Raw genomic sequence first — 23,823 nt, 5'->3', positions numbered from 1 at the left:
TCTGGAGGGCTGGATACCAATTGTCGTTTCCGGAACAGGTTGTTCAGACTATACGGTCTGGTTCTGGCGGCCTTTCTGTCCCTGAGTGTAAGCCCCCAAGCTATAGCGCAAAACGCTGACTGGCAGGTTGAACTCATTACCCTGCGACTTGCTAATCAACCAGTAAATGCCTCCCAGCTTGACACCCGTAACCGGCCCCAGCTGTATAATTCAGATACCCTCTATTTACCAAATCAACAAGTTCCCTTCACCATTGAATTCGGCGCTCCCTACGCTCCGCAAGCCCAGCGCCTTTATTATCGGTATAAGCTGGACGGTTTCGATAACGACTGGATTTATACCGATGCTGATTATCGCCGTGCTACCTATACCAACCTGGGGTTTGGCGACTTCAGGTTTATGGTCGAAGCTTCAACAGATGGCCAGAACTGGCTTGGCCGTCGCAGCCTGAATCTCAGCGTTGCCGCACCGGCCTGGCTGTCGCCATGGGCCGTTACGGCTTATATCTTACTGGCATTGGCGATTATTTTTGCTATTGGCCTGATGGTGCGCGCCAAGCAGAAAGCCATTGACCAGCTCACTGACAGTGAAGAACGTCTGAAGCTTAGCCTTTGGGGCAGTGGTGACCAGTTGTGGGACTGGGATGTCCGCGGTGAAATCCTGCATCGCCATAATAGCTGGCGACAGCTGGCCGAATTTCCCCAGGATCGTATTCGCGCCGGTGAAAAAGGCCAGGCGTCAAATATTCATCCGCTGGATCTGAAGAAAGTGCAAAAGGCACTGCGCAACTATCTTGCCGGTGAAACCGAGCATTATGAAATAACCTACCGGGTGGCCAGTGACGATGGCTGGATATGGGTGCTTGACCGCGGCAAGATTGTCGCCCGTGACGTTCAGCAACAACCGCTGCGCATGACCGGGACCCTCAAAGACATCACGCCGTTGGTGACCGCTGAAGAACGACTGAAGATGCTCGCCGCTTCAATAACTAATATCTCTGATGGCGTCTGTATCTACGACAGTCAGTATAATGTTATTGAAACCAACCAGTCGTTTTCACGTATAACCGGTTACTCCCGCGAAGACATGCTGGGGCGGCCGTTGCAGTTTACCCTGTATAGCCCCGAGTTTATTAACCAGGTTAAGCAGACCATTCAGCAGCACGGCAGCTGGCACGGTGAGATGGAAGATCTGCGCAAAGACGGAACGGGTTATCAGATTGAACTGACCATCGATGCCATACGCGATGACGCCGAACAGGTTCTGCACTATGTGGCCACCTTCTCAGACATCACCGAACGTAAGAACGCGGAGCGCGAACTACGGCGGTTATCCAACACCGATACCCTGACCGGTTTACCCAATCGCTCTTATTTCCAGGTCAGTCATTCCAACTTGGTACGCAAACGCATTCAGCATGCCATGCTGTTGTTCGATCTTGATGACTTTAAAAAGATTAACGACTCCCTGGGCCACGAAATTGGTGACCAGCTTCTACTTCATGTGGCCGAGCGCGCCGCCGAAGTGGGCCGCCCGCAGGATACTTTTTTCCGCCTTGGCGGGGATGAATTTATTCTGCTGCTTGAAGATACCAATGATGTCCGGGTTATCACCTCCGCTGCCAAACGCATTCTGGAGAACCTGAACGAGCCCTTCCACATCGCCGGCCATGATATTGTGGTCAGCAGTTCCATCGGTATCGTCGCCTACCCCAGTGATGGCCAGTCGTCCCAGGAACTGCTACAGAATGCCGATACGGCGATGTACCATGCCAAAAATCGCGGTGGCAACGGCTACCAGTTTTTCAACGAATCCATGAGCCGCAACGCAGTGCGCCGCCTGCAGCTGGAAAATCAGCTTCGTCATGCGCTGCGCAACAATCATCTGCAGGTACACTATCAGCCTAAAGTATCGCTGCGCACCCATAAGTTTGTCGGTCTGGAAGCCTTGGTGCGGCTGGATATCCCCGGCGTCGGTATTATCAGCCCGTCGGATTTTATTCCGCTGGCAGAAGAAACCGGTCTGATTATTGAAGTCGGCGAGCGCGTATTGCGGCAGACCTGCCGCGATATGCACGAATGGGTGAATGCCGGTCTGGTACAGGGCCGCGTAGCCGTCAATCTGTCGGCTAAGCAGTTTTTACAGCCCGATCTGACCCAGCGCATCATGGATATACTGAATGAGGCCAAACTGGCACCAGAGCGACTGGAACTTGAGATCACCGAAGGCGTGGTTATGGACGATCCCGAGCGCGCGATAGAAATCATGACTGAACTGCACAACTGCGGTATTCATCTGGCGCTGGATGACTTTGGTACCGGCTATTCTTCGCTGGCCTACCTGAAACGTTTCCCAATTCAGACACTGAAAATCGACAAAGCTTTTATCGACGATATCAATGGTGCCGATCGTGACCGCAATATGGTGGCTTCAATAGTTGCTATGGCCCATAACCTCGGGCTTGATGTGGTCGCGGAAGGGGTTGTTGATCGGGATCAGGCATCAACCCTGAGGTCTATGGAATGTGAATTTGCCCAGGGCTTCCTGTTTGCGCAACCCCTGGGCCGGGACCAGTTTCTGGCACATATTGCGACGCCTATTACGTCGCATCATGCGCCAGCCAATACCTTACTGAATTAGTAAAACGTACGGTTCTGTTCAGCCATTTCTACCAGCAAGGGTGCTGGCTCATAACGTTCACCATGCTCCCCGACGTAACGCTTCAGCTGTTCCACCACTTCGCTTATACCAAGGCTGTCCATATAGCTGAACGGACCGCCACGGAACGGTGGGAAGCCGATACCGTAAATAGCACCGATATCCCCATCCCGGGCGCTACGGATAATTCCTTCACCCAGGCAATACGCTGCTTCATTTAACATCAGCATGACCGTGCGCTGAGCGATCTCCGCTTTACCCAGTTTGGCGTCGGGCTTGATATCGAGCAGACTATAAACACTTTCATCGACAACTTTACCCGGATTTTTTCCGCTGTAATCGTAAAATCCTTTTTTATTCTTCTTACCCTTACGTTCATCATCCAGCAATTTGCTGAAGGCATCCGGCGCTTTGAACCGATCGCCCAGCTCATCGGCCATGATCGGCGCCACTTTCGCCGCAATATCAATGCCCACTTCGTCCATTAACTTCATCGGCCCGACCGGAAAGCCAAATTTAACCAGCGCTTTATCTATGGTATCAATTGGCTCGCCGCTTAACGCAAGGCGCGCGGCTTCATTCATGTATGGCGCCAGGATACGGTTGACGTAAAAACCAGCGCCATCTTTAACCACGATCGGCGTCTTGCCTTGTTTTTTCGCAAGCCCCACGGTGGTGGCGATAGTCTGATCTGAAGTCCCGTCATGGGTGATGATTTCCGCCAGCGGCATTTTGTCCACCGGTGAGAAATAGTGTAGTCCGATAACGTTTTCCGGGCGCTTAGCTTCAGCCGCGATTTTGGTGATCGGCAAGCTTGAGGTATTGGTTGCGAAAATAACCTGATCGCCAGCGGTGGCTTCAATATCCGACACCATTTGCTGTTTCAGTTTGAGATCCTCAAATACCGCCTCGATCACCACATCAGCACGATCAAAGCCTGAATAGTCGAGCGCGCCACTTAACCGCAACATGGTCTTTTCCAGTTCGCTGCGCTGCATATGACCGCGCTTCACCTTCTTGTTCAGGATGTCATAGCTGTACTTCATGGCATGCACAATGCCCTGCTCCTGAATATCCTTAATCCGCGCCGGAATACCAGCCTTAGCTGCGGTAACATAAGCAATGCCGCCGCCCATCAGGCCGCCGCCTAACACACCGACGCGTTCCACTGGTGCCGGCTTCACGTCATCACTTTGCGCACCGGTTTCTTTCTTAATTGCCGTGGTGGCAAAAAATATCCGACGCAGGTTTTCCGATTCTCTGGTCATTGCGAGTTCACCAAATTGTTTGGCTTCGTACTCAAGACCTGAAGAAAATCCCTCATCTGCACCATGCTCGATGGTATCAATGATCTTATCAATTGCCGGATAGTTACCCTGCGCTTTATCCTGGGCCTTTTCACGGGCTTTCTTAAAGATAATCGCGCGGGTCGGGCCGGTACCTTCCAGCACTGTATTAAAGAAGGATTTCTTCGCCCGTTTGATCCGTGCCTTCCCGGACAGCGCCTGTTTAACGGCGACATCCAGCAAGATACTGGCCGGCACCACATCATCGACTATGCCTTGTTTTTTCGCCTGTTTCGGCCGCAGTTCCTTGCCGGTCAGAATCAGTGGTAAGGCATTCTGAATGCCAATCAGTCGTGGCAACCGCTGGGTGCCACCGGAACCCGGTAACAAGCCCAGTTTAACTTCCGGCAAACCCAGCTTGGTTTTATCTGAATCGGTGCAAATCCGGTAGTGACACGCCAGCGCCAGTTCCAGACCGCCACCCAGGCAAGCACCGTCAATGGCTGCCACCACAGGGATCTGCATCTGCTCAATACGATCGAACATCGCCTGCCCCTGACGGGCCAGACTCTCTGCGTCCCCAGCGGTTTCACATTCGTTAATCATGCTGATATCAGCGCCGGCGACAAAAGAGCCTGGCTTATCGCTGATAATGACAATCCCTTTCAGATCGTCTTGCTGTTCAATCCGGTTCAGCACGCTGCTCACTTCATCAGCAAACGAAGCCTTCAGCGTATTCATTGACTCGCCGGGTACGTCAATGTGCACCACAGCGATCTGGTCTTCGCGAATTTCCAGCGTAAAGGCCTTCTTATCTTTTTTTGCTTCGCTCATCAGTTGCTCTCCAGAATCATTGCTGCACCTAAACCACCAGCTGCACAGGCAGTCGTTAATGCGGTACCACCGCCCCGGCGCTGCAGTTCGCGCAGCGTCTGGGTAATCATCCGCGCGCCAGTGGCGGCAAACGGATGGCCGTACGCGATAGAGCCGCCCAGCACATTAAATTTGTCCATATCAATTTCGCCAATAGCTTCGCTGCGGCCAAGTTTTTCTTGGGCGAACTTCTTGCTGGCGAACATCTTAATATTGGCCAGGGTTTGCGCCGCGAAGGCTTCATGCATATCAATCAAATCCAGATCGCTGAGCTTCATACCGGCCCGGTCCAGCGCTATCGGCGTGGCAAACGACGGCCCCATCAGCATATCCTTCTCAACGCCTATGGCGCTGAACGCATAACTGCGGATATAGCCCAGCACCTCGTAACCCAGGGCTTTCGCCTTACTCTCGGTCATCATCAGCAGCGCCGACGCCCCATCGGTGAGCGGCGTACTGTTAGCCGCGGTAACAGAGCCGTGTTTGCGGTCAAACGCCGGCCGCAACTTGGCATAGCCATCGATCTTGCTATCGCCGCGAATGGTGTTATCGCGCCGTAAAAAGTCTTTAAAAGGTTCAGCGTACGCAGTCATCACTTCGTCATTCAGCTTTTCGGCTTCCCAGGCTTCATGTGCCAGGGTGTGTGAACGATGTGCCAGCGCATCCTGATCGGCGCGACTGATATTGTGGGTTTTGGCCATTTGTTCGGCGGTATCGCCCATGGTCATACCCGTACTGTATTCGGCTATCGCCGGCGGCACCGGCTTTAAATCACCAGGGCGCAGCTTACGGATAATCGACCAGCGCTCACCAAGGCTGCGCGCCCTGTTTAAATCAACCAGGGCCCGGGCCAGTTTGCGGGTTACGGTAATGGGCAGTACGGAGGAAGAATCAGCGCCGCCAGCGATACCCACGGAGATGTTTCCCGCCAGCATGCTCTCAAGAATATTCACCGGAGTCTGAAAACTGGTCGCACAGGCCCGGGTTACGCTGTAGGCATCGGTACTCACTGGCAAGCTGGTACCCAGCACAATTTCGCGCGCAATATTCGGCGCCGAAGGCATCTGCACAACCTGGCCATATACCAGTAGTTCAACCTCAGCCGGATCCAGGCTGTAACGATTCAGTAACTCCTGTACCACCATCTTGCCCATATCCAGCGCCGGAACGCCGTGGAAATAACTGGCCTGCTTAGCAAACGGGGTGCGTAACCCTGCCACGATCGCGATGCGATCACCTTTTGCGGTTGTCAGCTGCTGTCTTGCTGCCATGAATAAACCCTCTGTCGATGAAGCGCGGTGAGCTCAGGATTGCTAATCTGGTCTGACCTCACAAATGATTACAAATTTTAACGGGTCTGTACCAAGAATAAAACCGTTGTTTTCGGTAAAGTGCACCCTTACAGTATAGCGGGCATATGAACAACATTGAGGAATTTCATGGCAGCCGAACAATTTCAAGCATTACGCACCTATCTGAACAGCCAGGTGCTCGGACAACCTGAATTTACCGAAGGCTTGCTGATTGCCATACTGGCCGATGGCCATTTGCTGGTGGAAGGTCCGCCGGGGCTTGCCAAGACCCGCGCCGTAAACGCGCTTGCTATGGGGCTGGAAGGCAGTTTTCATCGTATCCAGTTTACCCCCGATCTGCTGCCTGCCGATGTTACCGGTACCGACATCTACCGGCCTGAAACCGGTGAGTTCGTATTCCAGAAAGGGCCGCTGTTTCACAATATTATTCTCGCTGATGAGATTAACCGCGCCCCGGCGAAAGTGCAGTCGGCGTTATTAGAGGCAATGGCCGAGCGGCAGATTACTGTGGGCCAGACAACATATCCGCTACCGCCACTCTTTATGGTGCTGGCAACCCAGAACCCACTGGAGCAGGAAGGTACCTACCCGCTGCCCGAAGCCCAGTTAGACCGCTTTTTAATGCAACTGAACCTGGACTACCCGGCGGCTGACACCGAATTAGATATCCTGCGCCTGAACCGCGGCGAACAACTGCATGGGCAGTTACAAATGCCAAAGCCGCTCAGTCAGCAGGATATTTTCAGTGCCCGTACCCAAGTGCTGGAAATCTACATGGATGAGACGGTCGAAAATTACCTGGTGCAACTGGTCATAGCCACCCGCGAACCCGCACACTATGATGAAGCCCTGGCGCGCTGGATTAGCTACGGCGCCAGCCCCCGCGCCACCATTGCGCTGGATCGCTGCGCCCGTGCCCGCGCCTGGCTCGACGGCCGCGACTTTGTTACCCCGGACGATATTCAGCAGGTCTACGCCCATGTGCTGCGCCATCGCATTATTCTCAGCTACCAGGCCGAAGCGGATGGTGTCACACCCGATCATGTATTAAAGACGCTATTACAGGAAGTTCCGACACCCTGATGACCGACAGCAGCTCCTGGTTAGAGAACTGGCACAGTAACGGCGTTACCGTCGGTAGCGCTGAACTGCTTTATTACCGCAGTAAAGTAGCGGCATTCAGCCGCCATAACCGGCTGCATCCACCGAAAAGCCAGGCCGGCGTTTTGCTCAGTAAACACAAGGGTCGCGGGATGGAGTTTGACGAGGTTCGCCATTACCAGGCCGGCGACGATATCCGCGCGATCGACTGGCGGGTTACCGCCCGCACTGGCACGCCGCATACCAAGCTGTTTCGCGAAGAACGCGAACGCCCGATTATGTTTGTCGTTGATCTCGATCACTCTCAGCATTTTGGTTCTGGCTTGCTGCTGAAATCCGTGCAGGCCTGCCATCTGGTCGCAGCCCTGAGCTGGCAGGCGATCGCCAGAGGCGATCGGGTTGGCGCCATTATTGGTCGCCCTGGCCGGCACCTCGAGAGTCGGCCTCAGGCGCGCCAGCAAGGCGTGATGCGCATCATTCACAGCCTGGTTGAACTGCAACAGGAAAGCGTTACCGACTGGCAGCAGCAAGCGCCACCCCAGCCTGGCCTGCTGAATGATTTGCTCAGCCGCGCCCGCCAGGTCGCCCGGCCCGGTACTATTATCTATCTGATCAGCGACTGGCTGGCGGCAGATGATGATACCTTCAATCTGTGTCAGGCCTTGCAGCGCCATTGCCAGGTCTACCCACTGCAGCTGTTTGACCCGCTTGAGCGTGAACTCCCGGCAAATCTGCAGGCCTACAACCTCACCCTGACTGACGGCCACCAGCGCCTCGCCTTGCCTGCCTGGTCCAGCGCCGAACGCACCGCCTACCAGCATGCCGCCCAACAACGTCAGCTTGAACTGGCCGGGCGTTTTAAGCGCAGCAACCTGCAGCTACGTGAAGTGGATGCCGCACGCGCTCTCGAAGCGCAGTGGCCGGAGGTCATGGCATGATCGACAATCCATCCGCGCTGCCTGAGATGCACGATATCGTTACCCCGCCAGCAGCCAGCTGGTGGCCGTTAGCGCCGGGCTGGTACCTGCTGGCAGTGCTGGTAGTGACCTTGCTGGCGCTAACCCTTGTCCTTATCGTCCGCCGGCACCGGCGACGCCGAATCCGCAATGCCGCACTCAAACAGTTGCAGCAACAGCCACCCGCCAGTTTGCCGGCGGTCACGCTACTACTGAAGCAAGCCATGCTTGGTTATTTTCCGGCTACGCGTGTCGCCGCGCTGTCCGGATCCGACTGGTGGCAGTTTCTGGTGCAGCAACTGCCCCGCCGTCGGCGTGCCGAGGCCACCGCCTGGCTGACGCCGGTACAACAACAAAATTTCCAGGATCCGGCTAGCGGTAGCGACGCCTACCAGGATGCCGTCGACAGTTACCGTCGATTTGCCCGTTATTGGCTGCGCTCCGCGCTACCCCCACAAAAGGGAGCCGGCCATGATTGAGTTTGCCTGGCCCTGGCTGGCCCTGCTATGGCCCCTGCCGTTGCTGATCTGGTGGTTGCTGCCAGCACGGCGGCAGCGCTTTTCCAGCCTGCGGGTGCCCACATTGCCAAAGGCTACGGCCGCCCGGGAGCACCGCAGCCGGCGCTACTTGTCTTTACTCCTGCCATTACTTATCTGGAGCCTGTTGCTGCTCGCCCTGTGCCGCCCACAGTGGCTGGGCGAGCCCGTGGCGGTGCGCAGCGAAGCACGGGAGATGATGCTGGCAGTGGATTTATCCGGCAGTATGGAAATCGCCGACATGACCATCAATGGCCAGGCCGTTAACCGGCTGACTATGGTCAAAAGCGTGATGACTGATTTTATTGCCCGGCGCACCGGTGATCGGCTCGGGCTTATCCTGTTTGCGGATACCGCTTATGTGCAGGCACCAATGACCTACGACCGCCGTACTGTAGAGCAATTGCTGCAAGAGGCCTCATTGCGTTTAATCGGCGAACGTACCGCCATCGGTGACGCTATTGCCCTCAGCGTCAAACGCTTCCGCCAGCGGGATGATTCCAACAAGATTCTGATCCTACTCACCGACGGGCAGAATACCGCCGGTGATGTGTCCCCTGAACAGGCCCTGCAGTTAGCCGAGTACTATGATGTTAAAATTTACGCTATCGGCGTTGGCGCCGATGAAGTCGTGGTCGAGGGCTTTTTCGGTAAACGCCGGGTCAATCCGAGTCGCGATCTCGACGAGGATATGCTGCGCTCCCTGGCCGAACGCACCGGCGGAGAATATTTCCGCGCCCGCAGCACCGAAGAACTTGAGCAAATTTACGCCTTGCTGGATGCCTACGAGCCAGTTACCGGTGATGAGCAACTACGGCGGCCGCAATCAGCTTTATTTTACTGGCCGGCGAGCCTGGCCTGGTTGCTGGCTGTACTATGGTTAATCGCCCGGCTGCGTCCGTGGAGGCTCCGTCATGGCTGATTTCCACTTTATTCGTCCCTGGTGGCTGCTGGCGTTACTGCTGGTAGCGGTTCTGACCTGGCTGTTATGGCGCCAACAAGGCCGTCACGGTGGCTGGCGCGATATTCTGCCAGCCCATCTGGCCGAACTGCTGGTCGATAAGGGGCAGCAGCAAGGGCTTCGTATTTCCCGCTGGTTCGCGCCAACGGCGCTGACTTTGTCGGTGCTGGCTCTGGCCGGCCCCACCTGGGAGCGGCTGCCGCAACCGGTCTATCAGCTTGATAATGGCCAGGTCGTTATTCTTGATCTGTCGATGTCCATGCGCAGCACCGATATTGAGCCTGACCGTCTGACGCAAATGCGCTACAAAGCCATGGACCTGGTCACCCGCTACCTCGACGGTGAGACCGGTCTGATTGCCTATGCCGGTGATGCGTATATCATCAGCCCGCTCACCGGCGATGGCGCTAACCTGACCAACTTAATCCGCGCACTGAGCCCGGAGATTATGCCGGAACAAGGTAGCTACCCGCTGCGTGCGCTGACGCTGGCCAACCGGCTGCTGGTGGATTCGGGCTACCCGCAGGGCGATATATACTGGCTGACCGATGGCATCGATACCCGGGATCAGCAAGAACTGACCCGCTTTCTACGTCAGCATGACCACCGTCTTTCAATTCTCGGTATCGGTACGCAGGCCGGTGCGCCGATCAGGCTCACCGATGGTACTTTACTGCGCGATGCCAGTGGTCAGGTGGTGCTGCCACAGCTTTATCCACAGCGGCTCGAGAGCCTGGCGCAACTCACTGACGGCCGCTTTGCGATGATCCGTACCGATCAGCAGGATCTCACCTATCTGACCGATCTACCAACGCTTGAGCGCCGCGGTAAAGACGCTGAGCAACAGGCCGGTGATCAGTGGCTGGATCGCGGACCCTGGCTGCTCTTGTTAGTGGTACTGCTGATTCTGCCTGCGGCCCGCCGTGGCGTGGTGTCATTCATGTTAGTTGTGTTGCTCGCCGCTCCTGTTACCCCCGCCTACAGTCAGGATCAGCAAGGCCTCAGCTGGGACCAGCAACTCTGGCAAACGCCCTATCAGCAAGCCGACCAGGCCCTGCAAAAAGAAAACTATGAGCGCGCCGCGACTATCGCCGAAGATCCCTGGCAGCGCGGCACAGCCAACTACCGGGCCGGAAATTATGAAGCGGCACTGACTGATTTCTCCCAGATGACCAGTGCCGAAGGCTTTTATAATCAGGGTAATGCGCTCATGCAGCTGCAGCGCTATGATGAAGCTGCCCAGGCCTACGGTGAAGCACTGGAACGCCGTCCCGGCTGGTCACGCGCGGCTGAAAACCAGCAACTGGCTGAAAAACTGGCCGAGCAGCAACAACAGGAACAGCAAGAAGGCGACTCACAGTCCGGCGAGTCCGGGCAACAGGACGACAGCGGCGAGCAGCAGTCCGACAGCCAGCAGGAATCCGACTCCGGGCAGCAGTCAGAAACACCTGAAGGTGCCCAGCCACCGGCTGAAGGCGATCAGCAGGATGACGAGCAACAGAGTGAGCAGGATGGTCAGGAAGAAGACCAAAGTGCCGAGCAGCAAGAACAGCAAGCCGATGCTGCTGAACCCGCAGCCACCGGTGAGCAGCAGGCGACTGCTGAGGGACGTGATCTTACCGAGGAACAACGTCAGCAACTTAAGCAGTGGTTGAACCGTATTGAAGATGATCCGGCCGTTCTGCTTCGTAATAAAATGCAACTTGAAGCACAAAAACGCCGCCAGCAGCGGCCCCCTCGAGGAGTTGAGAAACAGTGGTAACCCTAATGCCAAAGCGCTTCATGCTAATCCTGATAACCGCATTGTTCCTGACCGGCATTGCCCAGTCGCAGGCGCAGCCCGCGAATGTGACCACCGAGGTCAATGCCAGTATCGACAAGAACCCCGTGATCGCCGGCGAAACCTTCGTGCTTTCGCTGACGGTCAACGATGCGCTATCCGGCAGCGCCTGGCAACCTGGTGCGAAACTGGATCCCTTCCGCGTATTAAATACCAGTACCAGTACCAGCACGCAGATTATTAACGGTGAAGTGAGCCGCACCACAGAGTTTCGGACCTTATTGCAGGCTCCTGAGCCGGGCAGCTACCAGATTCCGGCCATTACCCTGGATAATGCCAGCAGTCAGCCAATTGAGCTTAAAGTGGTGGCGGCCGGTGACAATACCAGCCAGGCCGAGCAACGTGATGTGTTTATGAAGGCCAGCATTGATGCCAGTGAGGTCTATTTACAGCAGCAGGTTAAACTTACTGCGCGGCTTTATCTGGCCGCCAATCTGCAAAGCGGGAATATCATCCCCCCGCAGCTTGAGAGCGCCGAGATCAGCCAGCTCGGCGCCGATAAAGAAACCTATGAAATTATTAACGGTCGCCGCTTCCAGGTCTTTCAGCGCACCTATCTGATCACCCCACAACGTTCCGGCGATCTGAGCATTCAGGGGCCGGTGTTCAATGGCCAGATCACGGTGTCCAGCCCAGGCTCGGTCTTCTCGTCCTTTAATTCAACCGAGCAGGTGACCACCGCCACCGAAGACATCCCGCTGCGGGTACTGCCGGTACCCGATAACTGGCCGGAAGATGCCCAGTGGCTGCCGGTGCAGCTAGCTACGCTGAGTCTGGAACTGGAATTAAACGATGAACAGGTGCCGAGTGAGATTCCCGTCGGTCAGCCACTGACGTTGAGTTATCGCCTGACCGTAGTCGGGGTAGGTCCGGATCAGATGCCCCGGCTCCAGGCCCCCGATATTGATAATGCCAGTGTCTACGCCGAAAGCCCGCAGTCAGCCAGCACCGAACGCAATAACAGTCTGATCGCGCAGCAGGTACTCACCGTCGCTGTTATTCCCCGGGCCGCAGGTTCATTGACTATTCCCGAACTACGTATTCCCTGGTTCAACACCCAGACTGGCCGTATTCAGTACGCTACCACCGAAGCTGTAACACTGCGGGTTAGCGCCCCTTCGGGTCTGCAGCCAGTGCCACCGGAAGCGCCTGGTGCTGATGACGTATCCGGTGAGCCCGATGTAAAAGAACAAGCAAAAGTCGTGGTAGAACCACGACCTACGTGGTGGCAGCTGATGGCGGCGGGGTTTGCGCTGCTATGGCTGGTTACTATGCTGGTGGCCTATCGGTTGTATTTATTGCAACGCAACGCACGGCAGCGCAAACAAAAGCGGGTAAGCGAAGAGACGACCAGCCTGCCGGCGCAGCTGAAGCAAATCAAGCAGGCCTGTGACAGCAATGATGCGGCGGCGGCGGAACAGGCACTGCGGCACTGGGCGCAACACCATCTGAAGTTAGCGGATACCAGCTTGGCGGCCATAGCCGACCATTTTGGTCATACCCCTTTCCGCAGCCAGCTTGCCCATCTCAGCAGCTGTCGCTATGCCAGTAAGCAAACCCCCTGGCAGGAAGGTAAAGCCCTGTGGCGGGCCTTACAGGCGGCTATACGTAGTAAACAAGCTAGTGCCGGTAGCCAGGATAAAACTAACTTGCCGCAGCTCTACCCTGGCGCTAGCGGCCACCAGGGCCGCTAAGACCGCTAAGGCCACCCTGACCGCTAAAGTCACGATCATTGTTAACCCGCACCAGTTCCTTTTTGATTTCAGCTTTTAAGCCGGTAACCTGCTCCCGCACATCGGCCGGCATATCCTGTAGGTCAATTCGTTCCAGTTCATTCAGGCCGTCATTTAAGTCTTTCTCATTCACCGGCCGGTTTGTTAAGGCCGACTGGGCACTTTGAATCGCAAAATCTACCTGAGCAATAACCATTTCGTCCTCCCTTGAAGAAACTAACTAACACTCTCTTAAGGGTAGTCAAAATAGTGGCGCACGCAATAAAAAAGCCGGACAGCAAGCTGTCCGGCTTTCAGTTTTCCCTGATCAGGTTCTATTGCTGAGCAGCCGCCTGATCCATAGTAACTTCGATTTCCGCATCAGCGCGCAGGGCTTCGATAAAGGCCGCATAGAGCTCCTGAGCAGTACTATTGTTCAGCTGTTCAGTTAACTGTTCTGCCATATCGCCGGCGACTTCACCCGCTTCAACTCCGGTCAGCTGCACTACTGCCAGATCACCGTTCGTCAGAGTGGTGCTGGTTACCGCAATGCCTTCACCCGGTGCCGCCTGACTAAACAGCGCTTGCACTACCGCCCGTGGATGCTCGGTGGTACGACGGGTTACGCCATCCAGCGCGACCATCTCAACCGCAACCGACTCGCCGGCACGCAACTGCGCTACCAGTTCATCAGCGGCTTGCTGGGCAAGTTCCTGCGCTTTTTCAATACGTACTTCTTCTGCAACGGTGTCACGAACTTCGTCAAGTGGACGGGTCGTCTGTGGACGATGCTCAAGCACCCGTACGATAACGGATTCAGTGTCACTGGTTTCAATCAGATCACTGTTGAGCCCTTCAGCGATGAAATCGCGATTAAAGACCTGCTCCAGTACCGCCGGATGGTTAAGTGCTGAAGGCGCGGTTTCACGGCTGAACCAGTCGCTGCTGCGTACCTGTAAATCCGTTTCTTCCGCAACGGGCTTCAGCGTATCCGGGATTTCAAAGGCCATCTCAGACACCCGCTGCTGCAGTTCGTAATAAGCCTGTTTCACACGGCTATCACGGATATCAGCGGCGATCTCATCACGCACTTCTTCCAGTGGGATGACACTACCCGGACGCTTGTCGGTCAGTTTAATAATATGAAAGCCAAACGAGGTTTCAACCACGCCGGTGACTTCGCCAACTTCTTCGAGGGCAAAGGCTGCTTCTTCGAAGTCCTGATCCATAGTGCCTTGCTCAAGCCAGTCCAGGTCGCCCCCCTGCTCTGCGGAGAACAGGTCGTCGGAGTATTTCGTGGCCAGCTCGGCAAAATCAGCACCAGCCTGAAGTTCAGCTAACACCTGCTCAGCCGTGGCGCGGGCTTCTTCGTTGCCATCTTCGGCCTCAATCAGAATATGCGAGAAACGATACTGACTACTGGTTTCATAGCGTGACCGGTTCCCTTCATACCATTCCTGGATGGTTTCTTCTTCAACCACCAGATCTTCGGCGATGCTGCCGGCATCAATGATGACAAATTCAGCCTTCACCTGCTCAGGTACCACAAACTGGTTAATATTCTGCTGATACCACTGCTCGATATCAGCTTCAACCAGTTCCACGTCATCAAGATACTCAGCCAGTTCTACCCGGGCGTAGCTACCGCTGCGCGACTGGTTTACCAGCTGCTGCACGGAGTTCACTTCTGAACCCAATACGAATTCTGAATTAACCAGCGTCTGCAATAACTGGCTGCGGGTCATATCGCGGCGCATCAGTTCAGCAAACATCTCCGGGGTATAACCCATATTGCGCAGGCTGTACTGATAGGTTTCATTATCAAACTGCCCGGCCACGCGGAAGCTTGGAATATCGCGGATCGCGTCTTTTACCTGTTCATCAGAAACCCGTAAGCCCTGCTCGAACGCATATTGCTCGGTCAGCTTCTGATTAACTAAATCATTTAATACCTGGCTACGAAGGCGCTGGTTGAATGCTGGATCTGCTGCCAGCTGATCATAAAAGTCGCCGAACTGTTGCTTCTGGCGCGCGCGTTCGTTTTCCAGAGCGCGATCAAATTCCGCCCGCGTGATGTTCTCGCCATTGACTATGGCCACTGATGGTTCCGGTGTATTACTGATATAGCCGCCGATACCTGCCAGCGCGAATGTAAGCGCAATCAGTACCAGAATGACTTTCACCGTAATGCTCTGGGACCCTTCTCGTATCCTCTCCAACATAATCCACCAAACCTCAAATTAATCCGTGATAACGCGCGCTATTATATATGGTTATATGCGAAAAAAATAACCCGAAGACGAGCTTCGGGTTATTTTTATTATTCGCTGGCGGAGCGGACGGGACTTGAACCCGCGACCCCCGGCGTGACAGGCCGGTATTCTAACCAACTGAACTACCGCTCCGCAGTGATTAGTTTACCGAATCTTTCAGTGCTTTACCGGCTTTGAATGAAGGTACTTTAGCAGCTGCAATCTGGATAGTCTGACCAGTTTGTGGGTTACGGCCAGTGCGAGCTGAGCGCTCACGTACACTAAACGTACCAAAACCAACCAGAGCGACCTGCTCACCTTTCTTCAAAGCGTCAGTTACTGCTTCGATGAAAGAGTCCAGAGCGCGGCCAGCAGCAGCTTTAGAAATCTCTGCTCCCTCTGCAATTTTGTCAACTAACTGAGACTTGTTCACAGTATCATCCCCTTAGATTGTTATTATGAGATTTTTTCTTGGTTCCACTTGCTTTTCGAAATGCAAATATGGTCCAACGAAGGTTATAACAAGCCTGAACAACCAGTTCAAGCGGTTCAACAGGTTAGCAGACTTCTTGGCATACTCCCTGTTGCTCAAGTGTCTTGCCAGAGCTCTTTATTTTGTTGCGTTCTGGCCAATCACTTTGACTCTAGGCTACCACAAGATTTTCGATTGAGAACCCTTTTTCACAATTTTTTTAACGAAAGAATGCGGGCTACAGCCGAATTAGGGCCCCAGAGCCCGCATTTTACCGTTTTCGCGGCCTATTTTCTTGGCTCAGGAGCCCGCTCAAGTGCCACTTTCAGCACTTCATCAATCCATTGTACCGGCTGAATTTTCAAATCACCCTTCACATTGGCACTGATTTCCTGCAGATCACGCTCGTTTTCTTTAGGTATCAATACATGTTTAATACCACCGCGGTGGGCCGCCAGCAGTTTCTCTTTCAGGCCACCAATGGGCAGTACTTCGCCACGCAACGTGATTTCGCCGGTCATGGCAACTTCAGCACGCACCGGAATACCCGTCAGCGACGAAGCCAGCGCCGTTACCATAGCAATACCGGCACTAGGGCCATCTTTTGGCGTTGCCCCTTCAGGAACGTGCACGTGAATATCACGCTTCTCGTGGAAATCATCGGGAATCCCAAGCTTGTCCGCGCGGCTACGTACTACCGTCAGGGCGGTCTGAATCGATTCCTGCATCACGCCACCTAACGACCCGGTCGAGGTAATCTTACCTTTACCCGTCACATTGGTGGCTTCAATCGTCAGCAAGTCACCGCCGACCTCAGTCCAGGCCAGGCCGGTAACCTGGCCAATCTGATTGGTTGCTTCCGCTTTACCGAAATCGTATTTCTGCACGCCGAGGAACTCGTTCAGATTCTTGCCATTAATTTCCACATGCTTAATGCTTTTATCCAGCACAATCCGCTTGACGGCTTTACGGCATAACCGCGACAGCTCCCGCTCCAGGTTCCGGACGCCGGCCTCACGGGTGTAATAACGGATAATACCGGTGATCGCATCATCCATGATGTTCAGCTCTTTATCCTTCAGGCCATTGCGCTCGATCTGCTTCGGCAGCAAATGGCTTTTGGCGATGTTGAGCTTCTCATCTTCGGTGTAGCCAGCCAGCCGGATCACTTCCATCCGATCCAACAGTGGCGCCGGAATATTCATGCTATTCGAGGTTGCTACGAACATCACATCCGACAAATCGTAATCCACTTCAAGATAGTGATCGTTAAAGTTGATGTTCTGTTCCGGATCCAGCACTTCCAGCAAGGCTGAAGCCGGATCACCGCGCATATCCTGCGCCATTTTGTCGATTTCATCGAGCAGAAACAGCGGGTTGCGGACCCCTACTTTTGCCATTTTCTGAATCAGCTTGCCCGGCATAGAGCCGATATAGGTACGGCGGTGACCACGGATCTCCGCTTCATCCCGTACCCCACCCAGCGCCATCCGAATGTATTTACGGCCGGTCGCCCTGGCAATGGACTGCCCCAGCGAGGTCTTACCCACGCCCGGCGGACCGACTAAGCACAGAATGGCGCCACGAACCTTAGAGGTACGCTGTTGCACGGCAAGATACTCAAGTATCCGTTCTTTAACTTTTTCCAGTCCGTAGTGATCGGCATCGAGAATTTTCTCGGCATGAGCCAGATCTTTCTTGATGCGCGAGCGTTTTTTCCAGGGTACCGAGACCATCCAGTCAATGTAGCCACGCACCACCGTTGCTTCAGCGGACATTGGCGACATCATCTTCAGCTTTTGCAATTCAGCGCGGGTTTTAGCCTCAGCTTCCTCAGGCATACCGGCTTCATCAATTTTTTGCTGTAAGGCCTCAAATTCATCGGGCCCTTCTTCCATTTCGCCCAGCTCTTTCTGAATCGCCTTCATCTGCTCATTCAGATAGTACTCACGCTGGCTCTTCTCCATCTGCTTCTTCACCCGGGTGCGAATTCGCTTTTCAACCTGCAGCAGGTCAATTTCGCCTTCCATCAGCGCCATCAGAAAATCTAGGCGCTCACGCACGTTGGTGATCTCAAGCACTTTTTGCTTGTCTTTAAGCTTCAGCGGCATGTGCGCGGCCATAGTATCAGCCAGCCGATCAGCCTCCTCAATGCCCGACAAGGAGGTTAAAACTTCCGGAGGAATCTTCTTATTCAGCTTCACATAGCCTTCGAACTGATTGATCGCCGACCGGATCATCACTTCTTCTTCTTTGTCTTCCATGCTTTCGGAAGCCAGAAAGTGAACCTGCGCCCGGAAAAAGTCCTCGGTTTCTTCAAATGAGTCGATGGTGGCGCGCTGTACGCCCTCTACCAGCACTTTAACCGTGCCGTCAGGTAGTTTCAGCAGTTGCAGAATGGTGGCCACAGTGCCGACTTCATGGATGTCCTTTTGCTCCGGCTCATCCACGGCAGCATCTTTCTGCGCCGCCAGAAAAATTTGTTTATCATTGTCCATCGCCGCTTCCAGGCAACGGATAGATTTTTCCCGCCCCACAAACAGCGGGATCACCATATGGGGATACACGACCACATCGCGTAACGGTAAAACTGGGGTACTCAGGCGTTCAACCCGTTCTTCACTCATAATACTTCTCCAGGTCGCTGGCTTGGTGTCTGCTACATATCATAGCTTCTAATATGTGGCAGTTCAGAGAAACTTCAATAGCTTTGCACAAAAAAAGGGCCAGAATGGCCCTTTTTGCACGATTTAAGCTCTAACCGGGGTATTTATTCACCAGACGCTTGCTTTCCTTTCTTCTCGTTGTGATAAATCAGGATTGGCTTCGACTCACCCTGAATCACGGATTCATCGATAACCACCTTGCTGACATTATCCACCGATGGCAGGTCATACATGGTATCCAGCAGCACCGCTTCAACGATAGAGCGCAGGCCACGGGCACCGGTTTTCCGGGTCATGGCTTTGCGGGCTATTGCCCGCAGCGCATCTTCACGAAACTCCAGCTCTACCCCTTCCATTTCAAACAGCGAGTTATACTGTTTCGTCAGGGCATTTTTCGGAGTCTGCAGAATCTGCACCAGCGCTTCTTCATCCAGCTCGCTTAAAGTAGCCAGAACCGGCAAACGGCCAATGAATTCCGGGATCAGGCCATATTTAACCAGATCTTCAGGCTCGACCTGAGCCAGGGTTTTACCTTCCTCGGTCAACTCTTTGCTTTTTACCTGAGCGCCGAAGCCGATGCCACTACCTACCTGGATGCGTTGCTCTATCACCTTGTTCAGACCAGCGAAAGCACCACCACAGATAAACAGAATCTTAGAGGTATCAACCTGCACAAATTCCTGCTGCGGATGCTTACGCCCGCCCTGCGGGGGTACTGCGGCAACGGTTCCTTCGATCAGTTTCAGCAGCGCCTGCTGTACACCTTCGCCCGACACATCACGGGTGATCGACGGATTATCCGACTTGCGCGAAATCTTATCAATTTCATCAATGTAGACAATGCCACGTTCGGCCTTCTCGACATCATAGTCACACTTCTGCAGCAGCTTCTGGATGATGTTTTCAACGTCTTCACCCACATAACCTGCTTCAGTCAGCGTTGTTGCGTCAGCCATAGTAAAAGGCACATCCAGAAAACGGGCCATGGTTTCCGCCAGGTAGGTTTTACCTGAACCGGTCGGTCCGATCAGCAGGATATTACTCTTGCCAAGTTCAATCTGATCTTTGCCTTTACCGGAATTCTGCAATCGCTTGTAGTGATTGTATACCGCAACCGCCAATACCTTTTTAGCCAGTTCCTGGCCAATAACGTATTCATCAAGGTGCTCGCGAATTTCCCGCGGCGTAGGTAATTTATCCGGCCCATCCTGTGGCGCAATATTCTGAATTTCTTCGCGCAGAATATCGTTACACAGATCGACACATTCATCACAGATAAACACCGAGGGACCGGCGATCAACTTGCGTACTTCGTGCTGACTTTTACCACAAAAGGTACAAAACAACGGCTTTTCGCCATTACCCTGGGTTTTATCAGTCATACTACTCTCCGTTTCGCTGCGTCAGAATGCCATCTACTACACCATAGTCGACAGATTCCTGAGCGCCCATAAAATAATCACGATCGGTATCTTTTGCTACCTGTTCAATCGACTTGCCGGTATTCTCTGCCAGCATCCGATTCAGCTTATCTTTAATATCAAGAATTTGCCGCGCGTGAATCTCGAAATCTGAAGCCTGACCCTGGAAGCCACCGAGTGGCTGATGAATCATCACCCGTGAGTTTGGCAGGCAAAAGCGCTTACCTTTGCTGCCGCCCGCTAACAGGAAGGCGCCCATACTGGCGGCCTGGCCCATACAGACGGTGCTGACATCAGGCTTAATAAAACGCATTGTATCATAAATGGCCATCCCGGCCGTCACCACGCCACCCGGCGAATTGATATACAGGTAGATATCTTTATCGGGATTATCCGATTCAAGAAACAATAACTGGGCAACAATCAGATTCGCCATATGGTCGTCAATCTGACCCACGCAAAAAATCACCCGCTCTTTTAGTAGCCGCGAATAGATGTCGTACGAGCGTTCTCCCTTAGCTGTTTGTTCAACAACCATAGGCACCAGCTGTGCCATAGGCGTGTTTGCCAACTCAGACATAATTACAACTCCTGAAATAAAAAAATGGCTCGTATAAGGTTATACGAGCCATTAAACCAAGTTGTTGTGGATGCCGTCAATCTTCGCGTGACGGTTCCCGCAACCTTATTTATCTTTTGGGTTCATCAGCTCATCAAAGCTGGCTTTCTTCGCCTTGACTTTCGCCTGGCTCAGAATGTAATCAATAGCCTGTTCTTCCAGCGCTACATTACGAACCTGCTGCATCAGCTGCTCATTACCTTTATAGTACTCAACCACTTCCTGCGGATCTTCATAGGCAGAAGCGTTGGTTGCAATAATCTCGTCTACTTTGGCTTCGTCAACCTTCATTTCATTGCTGCGGATGACTTCGCCCAGCAACAGGCCAACTTTAGCGCGTTCTTTTGCCTGCTCTTCGAACAGGTTAGCCGGCAGTTCAGGCATCTGTGCCTGGTTGCCGCCAAAACGCTGCATTGCCTGACGACGCAGATGGTCAACTTCCTGATCGATCATAGCGGAAGGAACGTCCACGTCGTTATTTTCTACCAGGCCTTTGAGTACCTGTTCTTTTACCTTGCTCTTAACAGTGTTCTTCAGTTCGCGTTCCATGTTCTTACGCACTTCAGCGCGTAAGGCATCAACACCACCTTCGGTGACGCCAAACTGAGCAACAAACTCATCATTAAGCTCAGGCAGTTCAGGTTCTTCGACTTTCTTGGCAACAATCGCGAACTGCGCTTCTTTACCTTTCAGATTCTCAGCGTGATAATCTTCCGGGAAGGTTACGTCGATGGTTTTCTCTTCACCAGCCTTCATGCCGATGATCTTGTCTTCAAAACCAGGAATCATACGGCTCTGACCCAGTTCCAGCGCGAAATCTTCGGCTTTGCCGCCTTCAAACTCTTCGCCGTCAACAGAACCGGTGAAGTCGATAGTGATACGATCACCTTTTTTCGACTTGCGCTTCACTTCTTTCCAGCCAGCATGTTGCTTGCGCAGCGTTTCCAGCATGGTGTCAACATCAACGTCAGTCACTTCAACTTCAGGTTTTTCAACAGTCAGCTTATCCAGCGCTTTCACTTCAACTTCCGGATACACTTCGAAGGTCGCTGTGAATTCTAAATCTTTGCCCGTTTCATTTACGGTTGGCTCAATAGCAGGTGGTCCGGCTGGGTTCAGCTTTTCCTGCATAATCGCTTCAAAGTATTTGCTCTGCATCAGGTTGGAGGCCGCTCGTGAGCGTGCTTCTTTACCATAAAGCTTCTGCAGCACATTCGGTGGCACCTTACCTTTCCGGAATCCTTTGATCTGGCGGTCACGGTACTCTTCTTTGAGCAGACGCTTTACTTCGTTTTCGATCGTTTCAGCCGGCACTGTGATGGTGGCGCGGCGTTCTAATCCTTGGGTTTTCTCTACAGAAACCTGCATTGCGTAATTACCTCGGCTTCGCTATTGGCCTTGAGCCCACTACCAGTCGGGACCCTTCAAAATGACGCAGCATTATAGCGAAGCAGGCCGACATAGTCGAGTAGTGGCGTGTTTTTTTGCGGGATTAACAATCAACGGACACTTATAAAAAATCAGTAGGCCTGAATAACCTCGCAGTTACGGCCCCGGTCTTTAGCCTGATAGACCGCTTTATCGACCATCTGCATGAGCATATCCACGTCGTAGCTGCGGTCCGGGATCAGGGTGGCAACGCCAATGCTGCTGGTAATAGGTTGCGATATCAGCTGCTTCTCGTTCAGTTGGCGAATCCGACGGAGTACCCGTTGGGCTTGCTCGGTAGCCTCTTTGGGATCGAGTTCGGGGCTAACGATAAGGAATTCATCACCGCCGTAGCGCGCGACAACTTCAGCACTGCGCTGAAAGGTACTCGCCAATACTGCAGCGACCGCGCGCAAGGCGGCATCACCGGCAACGTGGCCCCGGCGATCATTGAATGCCTTAAAATGATCCACATCGACCATAAACAGCGTTAATCGTGACTGATTCCGTACCGCGCGGCTGAGTTCCTGTTCCAGCGCGTGGTCCAGCCCACGCCGGTTGACTAAGCCGGTGAGACCGTCCTCGCGCGCCAGCTGTTCCAGTCGTTCATTGGCCTCGCGCAGATCCGCTTCGGCAGCACGTAACCTGGTTTCAGTATTGTGCCGGGCGATAGTATTGGTAATCATGTCGGCTACTAATCGCATCTGGTGAACATCACTATCCGTCCAGGCACACTGACGGTTTACCAGGTCACAACCGACAAAGCCGATCAGTTTTTTCTCAAGATACATGCCAACCGACATCATCGACTTGATACGTTCATGTTCCAGTTCAGCCCGGAAGCCCTTTGCCTCAGGCGGTAAATCACTAAGCTGACTCACCACCACCAGACCGGTACTGAGCATTTGCTCGAAAAACCACGGCATGGCCGCCGCCGGAATATCCTGCAGTTCGTCTTTGTGTGAGCTGATGCCTGAATTGGTCCATTCGTGGGTATTGCTCATGGCTGAATGGTCATCGTTGAACAAAAAGACATAACAGCGATCCTTACGGTCGCCATGTCCCAGCGCGGCAAGCGCTTGTTCAATATATAACTGGGTATCTTCAACGGAGCAATTGATAAGCTGGGCGCTAATCGCTGAAATAAGCATTCCGAATGACGCAGAGGCATCATTGGAAGCTACGGATTTTATTTTATTTTCAGCGGATTGCAGCATTTTTTAGTTATAATTTTTAGACGCGGTCAAATAGTAACCGCATTATATCCACGGCTTCATCACAATGTAAACCAACAATAACTCAACGCTTAGATGAAAAAGATTAAATATAGATGAATGGTCGGCGAGACTGGATTCGAACCAGCGACCCCTTGTACCCAAAACAAGTGCGCTACCAAGCTGCGCTACTCGCCGACACGATATTTTTAGCAGGGAGATACTACGAAGAAAAATGGGGTGGCTGATGGGACTTGAACCCACGACAACCGGAATCACAATCCGGGGCTCTACCGACTGAGCTACAGCCACCACTACATCTGTTATTACACCAGGGCTTGTATGGCGCACCCGGCAGGATTCGAACCTGCGACCCACGGCTTAGAAGGCCGTTGCTCTATCCAACTGAGCTACGGGCGCAATTCAAACTACAAAAATGGTCGGCGAGACTGGATTCGAACCAGCGACCCCTTGTACCCAAAACAAGTGCGCTACCAAGCTGCGCTACTCGCCGT

17 protein-coding genes and 5 tRNA genes are annotated in these 23,823 nt (G+C 53.6%); 7 read left to right on the top strand and 15 right to left on the bottom strand.

The annotated features are described in order from the left end of the window. Nucleotides 1–39 precede the first annotated feature (39 nt). On the top strand, nt 40–2,640 hold the full coding sequence (locus IDSA_RS01980) for an EAL domain-containing protein (RefSeq protein WP_051986006.1): 2,601 nt from the start codon (nt 40–42) through the stop codon (nt 2,638–2,640). Here the strand turns inward: IDSA_RS01980 and fadJ are convergent. Both fadJ and fadI read right to left on the bottom strand, forming a co-directional pair. After that, complete coding sequence (gene fadJ, locus IDSA_RS01975; RefSeq protein ID WP_034773827.1) at nt 2,637–4,778, bottom strand: fatty acid oxidation complex subunit alpha FadJ; 2,142 nt, start codon at nt 4,776–4,778, stop codon at nt 2,637–2,639. The two genes, IDSA_RS01980 and fadJ, sit on opposite strands and share 4 nt — an antisense overlap. Then, nucleotides 4,778–6,088, bottom strand: coding sequence for an acetyl-CoA C-acyltransferase FadI (fadI, locus tag IDSA_RS01970; protein WP_034773826.1), 1,311 nt, complete (start codon nt 6,086–6,088; stop codon nt 4,778–4,780). The genes fadJ and fadI overlap by 1 nt, the downstream gene beginning before the upstream one ends. Before the next feature lie 168 nt (nt 6,089–6,256). Between fadI and IDSA_RS01965 the strand changes: the two genes are divergently transcribed. From IDSA_RS01965 to IDSA_RS01940, 6 genes are read left to right on the top strand one after another with little or no spacing between them, the layout of a single operon-like run. Beyond that, nucleotides 6,257–7,213 carry an AAA family ATPase gene (locus tag IDSA_RS01965; protein WP_034773825.1) on the top strand — a complete coding sequence of 319 codons (957 nt, stop codon included), beginning with the start codon at nt 6,257–6,259 and terminating at the stop codon, nt 7,211–7,213. After that, entirely contained in the window at nt 7,213–8,169 is a 957-nt protein-coding gene (locus IDSA_RS01960; RefSeq protein ID WP_034773824.1) for a DUF58 domain-containing protein, read from the top strand. The genes IDSA_RS01965 and IDSA_RS01960 overlap by 1 nt, the downstream gene beginning before the upstream one ends. Further along, complete coding sequence (locus tag IDSA_RS01955) at nt 8,166–8,666, top strand: DUF4381 domain-containing protein (RefSeq protein ID WP_034773823.1); 501 nt, start codon at nt 8,166–8,168, stop codon at nt 8,664–8,666. The genes IDSA_RS01960 and IDSA_RS01955 overlap by 4 nt, the downstream gene beginning before the upstream one ends. Further along, a complete protein-coding gene (locus IDSA_RS01950) occupies nt 8,659–9,645 on the top strand; it encodes a vWA domain-containing protein (protein ID WP_034773822.1) in 987 nt (328 codons plus the stop codon). The genes IDSA_RS01955 and IDSA_RS01950 overlap by 8 nt, the downstream gene beginning before the upstream one ends. Next, nucleotides 9,638–11,446 carry a VWA domain-containing protein gene (locus IDSA_RS01945; protein WP_034773821.1) on the top strand — a complete coding sequence of 603 codons (1,809 nt, stop codon included), beginning with the start codon at nt 9,638–9,640 and terminating at the stop codon, nt 11,444–11,446. Before IDSA_RS01950 ends, IDSA_RS01945 begins: the two co-directional genes overlap by 8 nt. After that, nucleotides 11,440–13,218, top strand: coding sequence for a BatD family protein (locus tag IDSA_RS01940; RefSeq protein WP_126760538.1), 1,779 nt, complete (start codon nt 11,440–11,442; stop codon nt 13,216–13,218). The genes IDSA_RS01945 and IDSA_RS01940 overlap by 7 nt, the downstream gene beginning before the upstream one ends. Here the strand turns inward: IDSA_RS01940 and IDSA_RS01935 are convergent. From IDSA_RS01935 to IDSA_RS01875, 13 genes are all read right to left on the bottom strand, one after another. Then, nucleotides 13,196–13,453: a hypothetical protein gene (locus tag IDSA_RS01935; RefSeq protein ID WP_034773819.1), complete on the bottom strand. Its 258-nt coding sequence runs from the start codon at nt 13,451–13,453 to the stop codon at nt 13,196–13,198. The two genes, IDSA_RS01940 and IDSA_RS01935, sit on opposite strands and share 23 nt — an antisense overlap. A gap of 118 nt (nt 13,454–13,571) precedes the next feature. Beyond that, on the bottom strand, nt 13,572–15,458 hold the full coding sequence (ppiD, locus tag IDSA_RS01930; RefSeq protein ID WP_034773818.1) for a peptidylprolyl isomerase: 1,887 nt from the start codon (nt 15,456–15,458) through the stop codon (nt 13,572–13,574). A 106-nt stretch (nt 15,459–15,564) separates the two neighbouring features. After that, nucleotides 15,565–15,641 (bottom strand) — tRNA-Asp (locus IDSA_RS01925). A gap of 7 nt (nt 15,642–15,648) precedes the next feature. Further along, nucleotides 15,649–15,921 (bottom strand): nucleoid-associated protein HU-beta, encoded by a 273-nt coding sequence (gene hupB / locus IDSA_RS01920; RefSeq protein WP_034773817.1) that lies wholly within the window; start codon nt 15,919–15,921, stop codon nt 15,649–15,651. A gap of 326 nt (nt 15,922–16,247) precedes the next feature. After that, a complete protein-coding gene (gene lon, locus IDSA_RS01915; RefSeq protein WP_034773816.1) occupies nt 16,248–18,587 on the bottom strand; it encodes an endopeptidase La in 2,340 nt (779 codons plus the stop codon). Nucleotides 18,588–18,730: 143 nt separating this feature from the next. After that, complete coding sequence (clpX, locus tag IDSA_RS01910; RefSeq protein ID WP_034773815.1) at nt 18,731–20,008, bottom strand: ATP-dependent protease ATP-binding subunit ClpX; 1,278 nt, start codon at nt 20,006–20,008, stop codon at nt 18,731–18,733. Nucleotide 20,009: 1 nt separating this feature from the next. Next, nucleotides 20,010–20,627 carry an ATP-dependent Clp endopeptidase proteolytic subunit ClpP gene (gene clpP, locus IDSA_RS01905; RefSeq protein WP_034773814.1) on the bottom strand — a complete coding sequence of 206 codons (618 nt, stop codon included), beginning with the start codon at nt 20,625–20,627 and terminating at the stop codon, nt 20,010–20,012. Nucleotides 20,628–20,732: 105 nt separating this feature from the next. After that, entirely contained in the window at nt 20,733–22,034 is a 1,302-nt protein-coding gene (tig, locus tag IDSA_RS01900) for a trigger factor (RefSeq protein WP_034773813.1), read from the bottom strand. A gap of 152 nt (nt 22,035–22,186) precedes the next feature. Next, nucleotides 22,187–23,245, bottom strand: a complete 1,059-nt coding sequence (locus tag IDSA_RS01895) for a sensor domain-containing diguanylate cyclase (protein WP_051986004.1) — start codon at nt 23,243–23,245, stop codon at nt 22,187–22,189. 184 nt (nt 23,246–23,429) lie between these two features. Then, a tRNA-Pro gene (locus IDSA_RS01890) sits at nt 23,430–23,506 on the bottom strand. 38 nt (nt 23,507–23,544) lie between these two features. Further along, nucleotides 23,545–23,620, bottom strand: a tRNA-His gene (locus tag IDSA_RS01885). Nucleotides 23,621–23,651: 31 nt separating this feature from the next. Further along, a tRNA-Arg gene (locus tag IDSA_RS01880) sits at nt 23,652–23,728 on the bottom strand. A 17-nt stretch (nt 23,729–23,745) separates the two neighbouring features. Further along, nucleotides 23,746–23,822, bottom strand: a tRNA-Pro gene (locus tag IDSA_RS01875). Nucleotide 23,823: the final 1 nt, after the last annotated feature.

Origin of the sequence: Pseudidiomarina salinarum, from assembly GCF_000753715.1 — a bacterium.
In the GTDB taxonomy this organism is placed as follows: domain Bacteria; phylum Pseudomonadota; class Gammaproteobacteria; order Enterobacterales; family Alteromonadaceae; genus Pseudidiomarina; species Pseudidiomarina salinarum.
This window is presented reverse-complemented; position numbering and strand designations above follow the sequence as displayed.